This window comes from Methylobacter sp. (assembly GCF_036845245.1).
Taxonomy (GTDB): domain Bacteria; phylum Pseudomonadota; class Gammaproteobacteria; order Methylococcales; family Methylomonadaceae; genus Methylobacter_A.
Genome location: NZ_DAIUEH010000013.1, coordinates 50145 through 64049, shown reverse-complemented (window position 1 = coordinate 64049; position 13905 = coordinate 50145). Strand labels below are relative to the sequence as shown.

At 46.9% G+C, this 13905-nt stretch carries 13 protein-coding genes; 9 read left to right on the top strand and 4 right to left on the bottom strand.

The features are described from left to right. Positions 1-346: 346 nt before the first annotated feature. Genes V7051_RS07790 through trmB form a run of 3 tightly spaced genes read left to right on the top strand, consistent with a single transcriptional unit; the run spans position 347 to position 3144 of the window. Positions 347-1435 (top strand): 3-deoxy-7-phosphoheptulonate synthase, encoded by a 1089-nt coding sequence (locus V7051_RS07790; protein ID WP_333874365.1) that lies wholly within the window; start codon positions 347-349, stop codon positions 1433-1435. Next, positions 1432-2409 (top strand): sulfur carrier protein ThiS, encoded by a 978-nt coding sequence (gene thiS / locus V7051_RS07785; RefSeq protein WP_333874366.1) that lies wholly within the window; start codon positions 1432-1434, stop codon positions 2407-2409. The genes V7051_RS07790 and thiS overlap by 4 nt, the downstream gene beginning before the upstream one ends. Before the next feature lie 45 nt (positions 2410-2454). After that, positions 2455-3144 carry a tRNA (guanosine(46)-N7)-methyltransferase TrmB gene (gene trmB, locus V7051_RS07780; RefSeq protein ID WP_333874367.1) on the top strand — a complete coding sequence of 230 codons (690 nt, stop codon included), beginning with the start codon at positions 2455-2457 and terminating at the stop codon, positions 3142-3144. A 49-nt stretch (positions 3145-3193) separates the two neighbouring features. Here trmB and V7051_RS07775 read toward each other — a convergent pair whose 3' ends face one another. The 3 genes from V7051_RS07775 to hemW all read right to left on the bottom strand — a co-directional run bounded on the left by V7051_RS07775 (position 3194) and on the right by hemW (position 7171). Further along, positions 3194-5125, bottom strand: coding sequence for a dynamin family protein (locus V7051_RS07775; RefSeq protein WP_333874368.1), 1932 nt, complete (start codon positions 5123-5125; stop codon positions 3194-3196). A 225-nt stretch (positions 5126-5350) separates the two neighbouring features. Beyond that, a complete protein-coding gene (gene pyrE, locus V7051_RS07770) occupies positions 5351-6007 on the bottom strand; it encodes an orotate phosphoribosyltransferase (RefSeq protein ID WP_333874369.1) in 657 nt (218 codons plus the stop codon). A 30-nt stretch (positions 6008-6037) separates the two neighbouring features. Further along, positions 6038-7171, bottom strand: a complete 1134-nt coding sequence (gene hemW, locus V7051_RS07765; RefSeq protein ID WP_333874370.1) for a radical SAM family heme chaperone HemW — start codon at positions 7169-7171, stop codon at positions 6038-6040. A gap of 173 nt (positions 7172-7344) precedes the next feature. Between hemW and V7051_RS07760 the strand changes: the two genes are divergently transcribed. Both V7051_RS07760 and V7051_RS07755 read left to right on the top strand, forming a co-directional pair. Then, complete coding sequence (locus V7051_RS07760; RefSeq protein WP_333874371.1) at positions 7345-8004, top strand: response regulator; 660 nt, start codon at positions 7345-7347, stop codon at positions 8002-8004. Beyond that, on the top strand, positions 8004-9599 hold the full coding sequence (locus V7051_RS07755) for an ATP-binding protein (protein ID WP_333874372.1): 1596 nt from the start codon (positions 8004-8006) through the stop codon (positions 9597-9599). The genes V7051_RS07760 and V7051_RS07755 overlap by 1 nt, the downstream gene beginning before the upstream one ends. 167 nt (positions 9600-9766) lie before the next feature. Here the strand turns inward: V7051_RS07755 and V7051_RS07750 are convergent, their stop codons facing one another. Then, positions 9767-10639, bottom strand: coding sequence for a fumarylacetoacetate hydrolase family protein (locus V7051_RS07750; protein WP_333874373.1), 873 nt, complete (start codon positions 10637-10639; stop codon positions 9767-9769). 118 nt (positions 10640-10757) lie between these two features. Here V7051_RS07750 and rpe point away from each other — a divergent pair, with 118 nt between their 5' ends. The 4 genes from rpe to V7051_RS07730 all read left to right on the top strand — a co-directional run bounded on the left by rpe (position 10758) and on the right by V7051_RS07730 (position 13878). Next, positions 10758-11429, top strand: coding sequence for a ribulose-phosphate 3-epimerase (gene rpe, locus V7051_RS07745; protein WP_333874374.1), 672 nt, complete (start codon positions 10758-10760; stop codon positions 11427-11429). 154 nt (positions 11430-11583) lie between these two features. Then, entirely contained in the window at positions 11584-11760 is a 177-nt protein-coding gene (locus tag V7051_RS07740) for a hypothetical protein (protein WP_333874375.1), read from the top strand. 43 nt (positions 11761-11803) lie between these two features. Continuing rightward, complete coding sequence (trpE, locus tag V7051_RS07735) at positions 11804-13291, top strand: anthranilate synthase component I (protein ID WP_333874376.1); 1488 nt, start codon at positions 11804-11806, stop codon at positions 13289-13291. Then, positions 13288-13878, top strand: a complete 591-nt coding sequence (locus tag V7051_RS07730; RefSeq protein ID WP_333874377.1) for an anthranilate synthase component II — start codon at positions 13288-13290, stop codon at positions 13876-13878. The genes trpE and V7051_RS07730 overlap by 4 nt, the downstream gene beginning before the upstream one ends. Positions 13879-13905 lie beyond the last annotated feature (27 nt).

The window sequence follows — 13905 nt, the reverse complement described above, 5'->3', positions numbered from 1 at the left end:
TTACTCTTTTTTACAAATCGATTTTGCTTATTATTATTTTGCTGGGTCCGGCCAGTGTAGGCGATAAGCTTTTATCGAGAGCTATGTTTTCAATAAAAGTGAGCCATATGACTTATTTTTATTACGTTAAATAACGCAGTTTAATTAGATAATAAACTTAATTAGCTACTGCCCTGACTTCGTTTCAAAGGCATGGCGTTATTTAAGCAGTTTGCTTATGCCCGAAATTGCTTGGCTCGACTTGAAGTAACCACGTCTAACGCGGCAAGAACGCTAACAAAAGAATTTCAAAATCGGTTAAAATGAAAAATTCTGACAATAATCCTGCAATGGGTTGATAGCATTCATGCATACAAAATATAACACTGATGACTTGAGAATTTGTGGGACTAAAGAAGTCATTGCACCTGTTCAAGTTCATACCGAAATGCCGATTAGCGAAGCTGCGGCGCAGACGACGGCATTGGCCCGCCAAGACATACATAAAGTACTGACCGGCCTGGATGATCGATTGGTCGTGGTCGTGGGACCTTGCTCCATTCATGACCCGATAGCTGCGCATGAATATGCCCGTCTTCTGAAAGTGGTTAAAGATGAGTTAGCCGATGACCTTGTGATCGTAATGCGGGTTTATTTTGAAAAACCGCGCACTACGGTCGGTTGGAAAGGCCTGATTAACGACCCTGACCTGGATTCCAGTTTTAATATCAACAAAGGTTTACGCATCGCCAGACGTTTGTTGCTGGATGTGAATGAAGCGGGCGTTCCAGCTGCTACCGAGTACCTGGATTTAATCACGCCGCAATATGTTTCCGACTTGATCGCCTGGGGCGCAATTGGCGCCAGAACCACGGAAAGCCAGGGACATCGCGAATTGGCTTCGGGCGTATCCTGCCCTATCGGTTTTAAAAACTCCACCGACGGCACGATCAAAATCGCCATCGACGCGATAGGCGCGGCGATGAGCCCCCATCACTTTATCTCGTTGAACAAAGCCGGTCATTCGGCTATTTTTTCAACCACCGGCAATGAAGATGTGCATATCATTTTAAGAGGCGGCAATGATCGCCCTAATTATGATGCAGTCAGCGTGGAGCAGGTCGCCGAAGGCTTGGCAAAAGCCGAGCTAAAGCCGAATATCATGATTGATTTCAGTCATGCCAATAGTTTGAAACAATGCCAGCGGCAATTGATAGTCGGCGATGATGTTGCCGGACAAATCGCCAGCGGTGATCATCGGATTATGGGTGTGATGATAGAAAGCCATCTTAAGGCAGGCAGTCAAAAAGTCATCGACGGACAACCGTTAGTTTACGGCCAAAGCATTACCGATGCCTGTTTGTCCTGGGACGATACTGTGCCGCTATTGAAAGAGCTGGCGTTAGCGGTGCAAAAACGCAGAACGGTAGACACCAGCCGGAGTTTAAGTAGATGATGATTCATGTTAACGGCGAAACCCGTGACTGCGCCGAAAACAGCAGGGTTGCCGATGTGGTTGCCGAGTTGGGGCTGACCGGCAAAAAAATTGCGATTGAATTGAATAAAGAAATTCTGCCGTTCCAGCAATACGATACCCAAGTATTACAAACCGGGGATCGCCTGGAAATTGTCCATGCTATCGGCGGCGGGCAGGATGATTCTTTCATGCTGGCAGGGGTAAAGTATCATTCAAGATTATTGGTTGGCACAGGCAAATATAAGGACATGGAAGAAACCCGGCTGGCTATTGAAGCCAGCGGCGCACAAATTGTGACCGTGGCGATTCGCCGTACCAATATCGGCCAGAATCCCGGCGAGCCTAATTTACTGGATGTCATCTCGCCGGATAAATACACCATTCTGCCTAATACCGCCGGTTGTTATACTGCAGAAGATGCAGTAAGAACCTGCCGTCTGGGCCGGGAATTGCTCGGCGGACACAAACTGGTCAAGCTGGAAGTATTGGCCGATCAGCTTACCTTGTTTCCCGATGTCGCGGAAACCTATATAGCCGCGGAACTGCTGGTTAAAGACGGTTTTGATGTGATGGTCTACACCAATGACGACCCGATTGCCGCCAAACGGCTGGAAGATATCGGTTGCGTGGCGGTCATGCCGCTGGCCGCGCCGATCGGTTCCGGCCTGGGCGTGCGTAATCCCTATAATATTCTGACCATTGTTGAAAATGCCAATGTGCCCATTCTGGTCGATGCCGGTGTCGGTACCGCCTCTGATGCCGCCATTGCGATGGAGCTGGGTTGCGACGGGGTATTGATGAATACCGCGATTGCCGCCGCTAAAAATCCGATATTGATGGCCTCGGCCATGCGTAAAGGTATCGAAGCCGGCAGGGAAGCATTTTTAGCGGGACGTATGCCGCGCAGGCGCTTTGCTTCCGCGTCATCGCCAATAGACGGTTTGTTTTTTTAATTTTGTAGGGCGTCGGCCGGGCGTCCTTTATGTCTCTTAATTACCATGCTCTCTCCAGAACAAACTCCCGCGCATAGAATCCGTAGCTTTATTCGTCGACAAGGACGCATTACCCAAGGCCAGCAATTGGCTTTGGAGTGTCATTGGGAAAAATATTGTCTCGACCCTGATGCCGACTATGATTTCAACCAGATATTCGGCCGTGCAGCGCCGTTGATTGTTGAAATAGGTTTCGGCACCGGTGACAGTCTGGCGAAAATGGCGGAAGCCAATCCTGATAATGATTACATCGGTATTGAAGTGCATAAGCCGGGTGTCGGCCATTTAATGCTGCTACTGGATCAACAAGGCCTGACCAACGTCAGAATCTATTGCCACGATGCGATGGATATTATTGAACACAAGATTGCCGACAATAGCCTGACCGGCGTGCATTTGTTCTTTCCCGATCCGTGGCCTAAAAAAAAGCATCATAAACGTCGTATTGTCCGCCCCAGTTTTGTTGAGCTATTAACCAAAAAATTGAAGCCGGGCGGTTATTTTCATGCCGCGACGGATTGGCAAAATTACGCGGAACACATGCTGAAAATATTGTCGGTAGGTACGGGTATCACTAATACCAGCCCTAGCGGCGACTATTGCGAACGCCCCGAGTACCGTCCGCTAACAAGATTCGAGCAGCGCGGTCTACGCTTAGGACACGGTGTTTGGGATTTGATTTTTAGAAAGACGTAGGATGGGTAGAGGCGCTAGCCGAAACCCATCATGGTTCTCATCCTACATGTTACGAGTTGTGGACATCCAGCTGCATCGCGTTAATGATGATAGCCAATTCATCACGTTGTCGTTTTAACGGCTCCAATTCCGCTTCAAGACTGATAATGTTTTCAATAATGCTGTCTTTCGATTCGTTGATTTTCCTCAGCATATGCAAACGGCCTTCAATCTGTTTTTTGTGATCCTTAATTTGGTGCATCAAAGGCGTTAAAACGCCGTTACTCCACGTTGTCGCATCGGCATGCGCCTGCCTGAGTATATTTCTGGCTTTGGCAATCAGCGTACTGTAAAGCTTGTTGATGACAATGCTTTGTTCCGACATCGTGGTTTTTGCGCTGGCACGAAATGCTTCGCCTTCATCAAAAATCTGTTCCAGCTCGATCTGATATTGTTTGATCGAAAACAACTGCGGTTCGATTTCCTTAAAACCGTATTCATCTTTAAATTTTTTGTGTATCGCCTTTACCAAGCGCCGGGTTTCATTGGTAATATCGACGGAGTCTTGCAGCAGATCACGCAACTCATCGAACAATTTACGGATGTTTTGCTTCATGCCGTAAGTTGTCAGGCTCTTTGCCATGTCATGTTTGGTGGTTTTGATGATGCTATCAATTTTTTCTTTGGCGAATGAATCAATCAGCATCTGGGCTTGAACGGCAAAAACCCGGCGGCTGGCCTGAAAGTTTTCGACATTGGTCATATAAAGATTTTGTCTATCCCTCGTCTCGGCCATCAATTTGCCGGTCATGTCCTGGTTTTGAAAATCGATTTTTTTGAATTCCTCAAGCTGTGCAACAGCATTCGCCAACGAAGCGCCTGTTAGGTTGGACGACTCATTAACCAGAAAGCCGATATCACGAGTAATGGTGCCGAGTAGAATATTTTTACGCTGTTTTAAGATGTCATCAGCAAGATAGCTTTCCAAGGCGGCCAGACGGCTTTTCTCAAGTAAAGGTCCATCGGCTTTAACCTTGGCAAGCAGAGCTTGTTTGGCTGACACCGGAAAAATCACGCTCTCCTTTACTTTTAAAGTAATCGCCGACGTTTTTATTTGTGAGCGAATGGAATCGTCATAGCCGTTTTCGTCGACAAGATCATCCCACATCGCATCGATTTTATTCATCACTACAGCCAAGCCCTGTCTGCTGCCGCCACGACTATGACAAACATGATTGTGCCACATTTCCAGGTCGCTTTTGGTAACGCCGGTATCGGCGGCAAGCACAAAAATAATGGCCTGAGCATTGGGTAGCATGCTTAAGGTGAGTTCGGGCTCGGTTCCTAGAGCGTTTAAGCCGGGCGTATCCAAAATCGATAAGCCTTCTTTTAATAACGGATGGGGAAAGCTGATCAAGGCATGACGCCAGCAGGGGATTTCAACTTTTTCAGGATTGATAATGCCCTGCTCTGCCGCTTCACGCTCATTCCACAAGCCCAACTTGTCGGCAATGTTTCGATCAACATGCTTGGTAGCGACCAATTCCTTAAACGCTTCCTGCATTTGCGTCGGCGAATCGAAATCAAGATCAATTTGAGTCCAACGATCCGGATTTTTTTTAAACTCAGCCAGTGAAATGTCTTCAAGACGACTTTCGATATTCAGCAAACGGATATAATTGCCGCCTTTTTCATCATAAAAAAGTTCGGTCGGCGACATCGTGGTGCGCCCCGGTGAAGACGGGAGTAGCCTGACGCCTGTTTCAGCAAAAAACAGCGCATTGATCAGTTCGGTTTTACCGCGGGAAAATTCAGCAACAAAAGCCAAGGTGATTTTGTCTGATTGCAGGCCATTAAGGATATTTAAAATGGTATCAGTACTGTGAGGATCGTTCATACCATAGCGGCTGCGCCATTGGTGATACATTTCTATAGCCTGAACCAATTTTGCACGCCATACCGAATAGTCGTGCATTTGTTCTTTAAATTCCATAATCCTCATGGTGCGCCTTTTGTTGCTAACATGATTTTATAAGTTAGTCGAAATTATCGGTTTGTACTCCTGCATAACGCCATGGATAGCGTCTAATCGATTGATGCAGGAGTCATTACCGAGGAGCGAATCTGCCCATGCAGTCGCCGGATGACGATAATTTTTTGGGTAATTGTAGTCTATATATTAAGAACTGTTAGCTTAAGGTGTTTATCTAACCAAGCTTGAGTGTTTTTAAATACCGTAACGCTGCTGATAGGCTTTTATTTCGTTGAGCAAAGAGCTGTCATGCAACGCTTCTGCGTCAGCATCATCTGTTAAATATTCAATGATATTTGCCAAGGTAATAATTGCAATCACCGGCATTGCAAATTGCTCTTTAACTTCCGAAATAGCGGAAACGTCATTTTGGCCTTTTTCCTGCCTGTCCAGAGCGATTAATACGCCTGCCGGTGTCGCATGCGCATTTTTTATGATGTCGACGGATTCCCTGACCGAAGTACCGGCAGTAATTACATCATCAAGAATAAGTACCGAGCCCTGTAGCGGAGCTCCTACCAAACTGCCGCCCTCGCCATGATCTTTTGCTTCTTTGCGGTTGAACGCGAACGGAATATCTTCACCGGTTAAGCGGGCATACGCAATTGATGTAGCGCTTACCAGTGGGATACCTTTATACGCAGGACCATAAAGAATATCCGGTTTAAGTTCGGATTGAATCAATGCCTGTGCATAGAACTGACCCAGTTTACCCAACTGGGCGCCGGTATTGAATAAACCGGTGTTGAAAAAATAAGGACTGATGCGGCCTGATTTCAACTGGAATTCGCCGAATTTGAGAACGCCGCAATTTAGTGCATAGGAAATAAAGTCTTTTTGATAATCAAGCATGATGAATTATGAATAGTATGTTTGCAGGGATTAAGGAATGAAGTTCTCTAAAATATTATCCAGAAAATTCCAGCCTTGTTCTGAACAATAATAGTGATTGTTTTGCCGGATAAGCAAATTTTGTTTCACACAAGCGGATAGCGCGGGCTCCAGCGTAGTAGGAGCAAGACCTGTTGCTGCCTGGTAAGCATCCAGGCTAAAACCCTGCTTCAGGCGTAAATGATTCATGATAAATTCCAACGGCAACTCCGCTACAGCAATAACGTCGGCTCCACCGTTTTGATGCGTGTTGGTTAAATATTGTTCCGGTTTTTTGGGCTTAAAACTGCGAATAATAGAGTGCGGCAAAGTTTGGCTGATTTTCCCGTGAGCGCCCGCACCTATGCCCAAATAATCGCCAAACCGCCAATAATTTACATTATGCCGGCATTGCAGGCCTTGTTTACTATAGGCCGAGACCTCATATTGCTGATAACCGTGATCTGCCAATATTTGCTGACACTGTTTTTGCGTACTGAAGATTGTTTCATCATCGGGCAATTTGGGCGGAAATTTATGAAACCAAGTGTTAGGCTCCAACGTTAGCTGGTAAAAGGAAATATGAGTAGGCTTGAGGCTTATCGCCGTTTCTATGTCTATTCTACTGTTTTCAGGATTTGCGCCCGGCAAACCGAACATCAAATCCAGGTTGAAATTGTCGAAACCTGACTGGTGGGCAATCTCGGCGGCATGAATGGCCTCTTGCGCCGAATGAACCCGACCCAGTTTTTTTAACAAGAGGTCGTTAAAGCTTTGTATGCCAATCGATAAGCGATTGATGCCAAGCGCCCTGAACTCAGCAAATTTATGGCTTTCAAAAGTGCCTGGATTGGCTTCGAGAGTAATTTCCACCCCCTCTTCAAGCTTCAGCTGCTGTTCTATACCGCGTAGCAACCGATTAATCGCTTCAGGCGAAAACAAGCTGGGCGTACCGCCACCGATAAAAATGCTGCTTATCGGCCTGGTGATATTAAAGCGTTGTATGTCGAAGGCTAAATCATCGAGCAATGCAGCTATATAGGCCGATTCAGGCAGTTCGGCTTTAACGGCGTGTGAATTAAAATCGCAATAAGGACATTTTTTAATACACCAGGGAATATGAATATAGAGACTAAGCGGCGGCAAGAGATTTTTTGCTATATAGTTTAAGATAGCTTTCAGTTTAACACGTGGACCGCTGATGAATAAGACTCCATGTCGATTTCAAATCACCATGGAACTTTAAGTAGAGCTTAACTTTGCTTGATTACGCTTATACTTTTTTGTTGATAATTAACTACGATTTAAAGCGAGAACATATGCGACTGTTACTGGTTGAAGACGATGAAATATTAGGCGATGGACTGGTCGAGGGTTTAAAAATGGAAGGGTATGCGGTTGACTGGCTAACCAACGGTAAGCTTGCCGACGAGGCTCTAAAAATCAATTGCTACGAGCTGATCGTGCTGGACCTGAACTTGCCGGACATGGAAGGCCTGGATATCCTGAAAGCGTTAAGAGGACGTAAAGATGAAACGCCGGTGATGGTCTTGACCGCCAAGGATACCGTTCCGGATCGCGTCATGGGTTTGGATAGCGGTGCCGATGATTTTGTAATTAAACCGTTTGAACTGGACGAAGTGTGCGCCCGGTTACGAGCATTGGCTAGAAGAAACGAAGGACGCAGCGCTCCCAATATTGAATATAAAGGCATTATTCTGGACCCGGCCTCGCATCAAGTGACCTGGAACGATGAAAAGGTTGATTTGTCGCAAAAAGAATTTGAAATACTGAGTTTTTTAATGAGTAATATCGGCCGGGTTATTTCCCGCGCCCGACTTGAAGAAAGCATGTACTCATGGGATTCGGATGTAGAAAGCAATACCGTCGAGGTTCATATACACCATCTTAGAAAAAAGCTCGAACCGTCCATTATCCGCACCGTCAGGGGTGTGGGTTATATTATTGATGAAGATTAATGAATTATTCGCTACGCCAACTGTTATTGTTTAGCCTGCTTTCCGCATCCATGTTGATCTGGGGAGTGACGGCTTATATGAGCTATAAAGTCACCCGGGACGAAGTTGCCAGCCTGTTTGATGCGGAATTGGCGCAATCGGCAAAAGTACTGCATGTATTTGTCGAAAGCCTGGTGCGGGAAGGCTCGTTATCCAAGCATTGGGCGCAAACGCAGACTGACGAACGCTTACATCCTTACACCGGGCGTAAAAATAAAAGCGCCTTTCAGCTCTGGGCTAAAGGGGACAGCTTATTACTGCGTTCGGAAAACTCACCTGAGTTTGCGGTACACGGATTCAGCAAAAAAAATATTGATGACCAATTATGGGATGTCTTTGACGGGCTTCTGGAAGCCAATGCTTTAGGTCATAAATATGAACGAAAAGTCGCTTTCCAATTGTGGTCCAAGAACGACGGCTTATTGCTGCGTTCGGAAAGCGCGCCGACATTTGCCTTTTCCTCGGCAGCTAACGGCTTCAGTGAAACCAATATCGATGAACATGTGTGGCATGTGTTCAGTATTTCCAGCTCAAATGGCGAATATATTATTCATGTCGGCCAAAAAGAAGAAATTCGCGCCGAATTAACCGATGAAATATCGGCGCAACTGGTTATGCAATTTCTGGTCGGCTTGCCGATTTTAGGCATCGTGATCTGGATTATTGTCGGGCATGCGTTAAAACCGCTTAATCGATTGGAAATAGCCTTGTCCAGACGGGAAGCCAGCTTTCTTAAGCCGCTATCCAGTAAAAAGCTTCCTAAAGAAATCATCCCCGTGGTCAATGAAATCAACAACCTGTTCGCCCAGCTTGAACAGGCCTTTGAACACGAGCGCCGATTTACCGCCGATGCTTCGCACGAATTAAGAACACCGTTGGCAGGCTTACTGACCCAGGCTCAGGTTGCGATGCGCACCGGCGATGAATCGGTTCGCCATCAGGCGCTCAAACGAATTGAGCAAGCCGTTAACCGCATGACTTATATGGTGCAGCAATTATTGACCTTCTCGCGTATCGAATCCGGCACTGAGTATTTAGCCAAAGAAACGACAGTGCTCAATCGTGAAGTGATGCGAATTATTGCGGAGCTGGATCCGGAGGCCCATAAAAAACGGATTCATATGGAATACGATGAAGCTAATGCGGTCCCCATCGTGGCAAACACCCTGCTGATCAATATTTTGGTCAGGAACATTATCGACAACGCGATCAAATATACACCGGCTCAAGGAATCGTAAGAATTAGCCTGACAGGAACCGAACATCAATTAAAGCTATGCATTGAAGACTCCGGGCCGGGCATAGCACCCGATCAATATGAAAACTCGCTAAAACGATTTCATCGTTGTGTTGAAACCGCCAATAAAGTACAGGGTACCGGCTTGGGATTTTCAATCGTGCAACGCATTGCAACGATACATGATGCCGAGCTTGTCCTGGACGAATCCGAATTCGGCGGCTTGAAAGTGACGGTTATATTTACCTTACCGGCCAGGGCTGTAATTAAAAAAAATGTTGGCAAGTTAAGTTTTTTTACTATCAAGAAAAGCGCTTGAACCTAGAAAATTGCGTAATCCACGAAAGCCACAAAAAGCACGAAAATATTCTAAAAAATGCCGGACGGTAGTTCGTCACCCCAAGAATGGATGACTTAAACAATTAATGTACTCGCTTATTTCGTGTCTTTCGCGCTTTTCGTGCACAATCCGTAACGCAATATCAGTTAATAAATAACCAGATCATCCGGCTCCTCAATAACCGGATTAACCAGAGTCCCTATACTTTCAATTTCAATCCGGGCGGTTTGCCCCGGCAACATATACCCGCGCGGTTTCATTTTTACGCCGACCCCGCCCGGCGTACCGGTGCTGATCACATCGCCGGGCTCCAGCGTCATCGCTTGCGATAAATAGGCGATCATTTCATAGCAGTTAAAAATCATGTGTCGGGTATTGGAGTTTTGCCGTAACTCGTCATCAATCCAGGTTTTAAGATTCAGGTTATGCGGATCGCTGATTTCATCGGCAGTAACGATCCACGGCCCCAGCGGACCATGGGTATCGAATGATTTACCCAGCGTGAAGGTCGGCGAACGGAACTGCCAGTCCCGTACCGAAACATCATTGGCAATGGTAAATCCGGCAATGACTTGATGAGCCTTATCGACAGGCACATGACGGCAGCGGGTGCCGATAACAAACGCCAGCTCGCCTTCATAATCCAGCTTGTCGGAGACTTTAGGCCGGTGTATCGCATCGCCAGGCCCGATCACGCAGGTGCCTTGCTTGGTAAAAAAGCTGGGATATTCCGGCTTGTCCAGTCCGGTTTCTTCAATATGGTCGTTATAGTTCAGGCTGACGCCTAAATATTTGCCGGGTCTTGGCACCGGCGCCAGCAACTTGACCTGATCCAGAGCGATACGATCGTTGCCGCTGTCGATTTGCCGCTGCATCACATCCAGCACCCCGGAACCTGCACTCAGAAATTCGAGCATGGTTGCCGGGATTCTAGTATTATTTTTGCCGTCAACGACAAAGCCATCAACGACTGCGCCTACACGGGTTTCGTGATTATGAGTAAAAGTTACCAGTTTCATCAGCTAAGCTTATCCGTAGAATTTCAAGTAAAGCTATTATAAACGCAAGCGTAAACCCAAGAGCTTGTGCAAAAAAAAAGATATAATTAATAATTTTTTAAATCAAGAGGATCATAAAATGAACGAAAACTGGATTGCTCCCTCCATCCTGTCAGCCAATTTCGCCAAATTAGGCGAAGAAGTTGATAATGTTTTAAAAGCGGGCGCCGATGTTGTGCATTTTGATGTGATGGATAACCATTTCGTGCCCAACCTGACCATCGGGCCTTTGGTTTGCGAAGCGCTGAGAAAACACGGCGTTACCGCACCGATTGATGTGCATTTAATGGTTGAACCTGTCGATCGTCTTATTCCTGACTTTGCCAAAGCAGGCGCCAGTATTATTACTTTCCATCCCGAAGCCTCCATCCATATCGACCGCACCCTGCAATTGATTAAAGATTCCGGCTGCAAGGCCGGACTGGTATTTAACCCGGGCACACCGTTGCATTACCTGGATTATGTGATGGATAAACTGGATATGATTTTGTTGATGTCGGTTAACCCCGGCTTTGGCGGCCAGTCCTTTATTCCTTCATCGCTGGGTAAATTACGCGAAGTCAGGAAAAGAATCGACGACAGCGGCTTGAATATTCGTCTGGAAATCGACGGCGGCGTTAAAGTCGATAATATCCGTGAAATTAAAGCGGCCGGCGCCGATACTTTCGTGGCGGGTTCAGCGATTTTCAACCAACCGGATTATAAAACGGTAATTGACGAAATGCGTGCCGAATTGGCTAAAGCCGTTTAAAGGCTAACAATACGACGTAAGGCGGTTTCGCACCGGTAATTGCAGGCGGCGAACCCACCCTACGCGTTCATTCTTTAGTGTTATAAAAAATGGCTAACAAAAGAGCTACAAAAATGAAAACAACGCTTTATCCAATCGAAGAGTTCCACAAGCCATGCAATTTATTAACACTAAAACAAAAACTAAAGTTATTGTATTGGCGATACAAGAGTTAATTAATAAAAATAAAGTTGCAGAGCTAAAATTTTATAGAGGTAAGGTCAATCTCAATTTTGACCTTGATTCGCTTAGAAAGCGCAATACTCATCCTGATGATAGCTCTTTATTTTAAAATCGGCCTCACTTGCCGAACTCTATACAGCTGAATAACAAACATGACCCCAGAACAATTCAATCACTATGCCCGGCAGGGCTACAACCGCATCCCGATTTGCCGCGAAGTGCTGGCCGATTTGGATACGCCGTTAAGCGCTTACCTGAAACTGGCGGATGGCGCTTATTCCTATTTGTTTGAATCGGTACACGGAGGCGAGCAGTGGGGGCGTTATTCGATCATCGGCCTGCCTTGTCTTACCATCGTTAAAATTACCGGCAATCAAATCCGCCTGGAACAAAACGGCGAACTGCTGGAAACGCTCACGCACGATAATCCGCTGATCTGGATAGAGCAGTTTAAAGAACGATACAATGTGCCCGACATTGATACCCTGCCCCGTTTTAACGGCGGCTTGGTCGGCTATTTCGGCTATGAAACCATCGGTTATATCGAGCCGAAGTTGCGTGGCAAGAAAAAATCCGATCCGTTGGGTAATCCCGACATACTGCTGATGGTGTCGGAAGAAATGCTGGTATTCGATAACCTGTCCGGCAAGATGCTGCTGCTGACTCACGCCAATCCTGAAGAACCTGACGCCTATAACCGTGCAGTGGCACGGGTGAACGATTTGGCCGTCAAACTGCGCGAGCTGCAAGCCAAGCCGAAAAATCATCATGCACCCAAACAGGTAGAGGAATCCGATTTTATCTCGGGCTTTACCCAGCAGGGCTTTGAAGATGCGGTATTGAAAGCCAAAGAATACATCACCGACGGCGACATCATGCAGGTAGTGTTATCGCAACGCATGTCCATCCCGTACACCGCTTCGCCGCTTAACTTATACCGGGCTTTGCGCTGCCTGAATCCTTCTCCGTATATGTTTTACCTGAACCTGGACGATTTCCATATCGTCGGCTCGTCGCCGGAAATCCTGGTCAGGCTGGAAGATAACATGGTCACCGTCCGCCCGATTGCCGGCACCCGTCGGCGCGGTGCAACGCCGGAGCAGGATCTTGAATTGGAAAAAGACCTGCTGGCCGATCCCAAAGAATTGGCCGAGCATCTAATGCTGATAGACTTGGGCCGCAACGATGTCGGCCGGGTCGCGGAAACCGGCACCGTGCAGTTAACCGATAAAATGATTGTCGAACGCTATTCGCATGTGATGCACATCGTCTCCAACGTCACCGGACAGTTGCAGCAAGGCGACAACGCGTTTGATGTGCTGTCGGCAACTTTCCCCGCAGGTACCGTCAGCGGCGCACCCAAAATACGCGCGATGGAAATTATCGACGAACTCGAACCCGTTAAACGCGGCGTTTATGCGGGCGCAGTCGGCTACATAGCTTGGTCTGGCAACCTGGATACTGCAATCGCAATCAGAACCGCCGTCATCAAAGACAATATGTTACATATACAAGCCGGTGCCGGTATCGTTTATGATTCCGTACCTACCAACGAATGGGATGAAACCATGAATAAAGGCCGAGCCATTTTCCGCGCTGTGAGTATGGCCGAAGCAGGCTTGGAAGGGGAACAATCATGAGCGCAGTCAAAGTCGTCATGATCGATAATTACGATTCGTTCACCTACAACCTGGTGCAATATTTGGGCGAATTAGGCGCCGATGTCACCGTCGTGCGTAACGATCAGGTGAGCGTAGAAGACGTAGAAAAACTGGCGCCCGATAAACTGGTGGTTTCTCCCGGCCCCTGTACACCCAAAGAAGCAGGCATATCCGTTGAAGCCATTTTAAAATTTGCCGGAAAAACTCCTATCCTGGGTGTTTGCCTGGGCCATCAAAGCATCGGCTATGCGTTCGGCGGCCATATCATCCACGCCAAAAGCATCATGCACGGTAAAACTTCGCTGGTTTATCATCATAATCAAGGCGTGTTCAAAGGACTGAATAATCCGTTTACCGCCACTCGCTATCATTCGCTGGTCATTGAGCAGGAGAGCATTCCCGACTGTCTGGAAATCACTGCCTGGACACAGGATGAAGCAGGCAAACTCGATGAAATCATGGGCGTAAGGCACAAGCAGCTGGATATTGAGGGCGTGCAATTTCATCCCGAGTCGATCCTGACTGAGCATGGGCATGATATGTTGAGGAATTTTTTGGAGCGGTGACTTTGGTACTTCACCTCCTGATTGAGA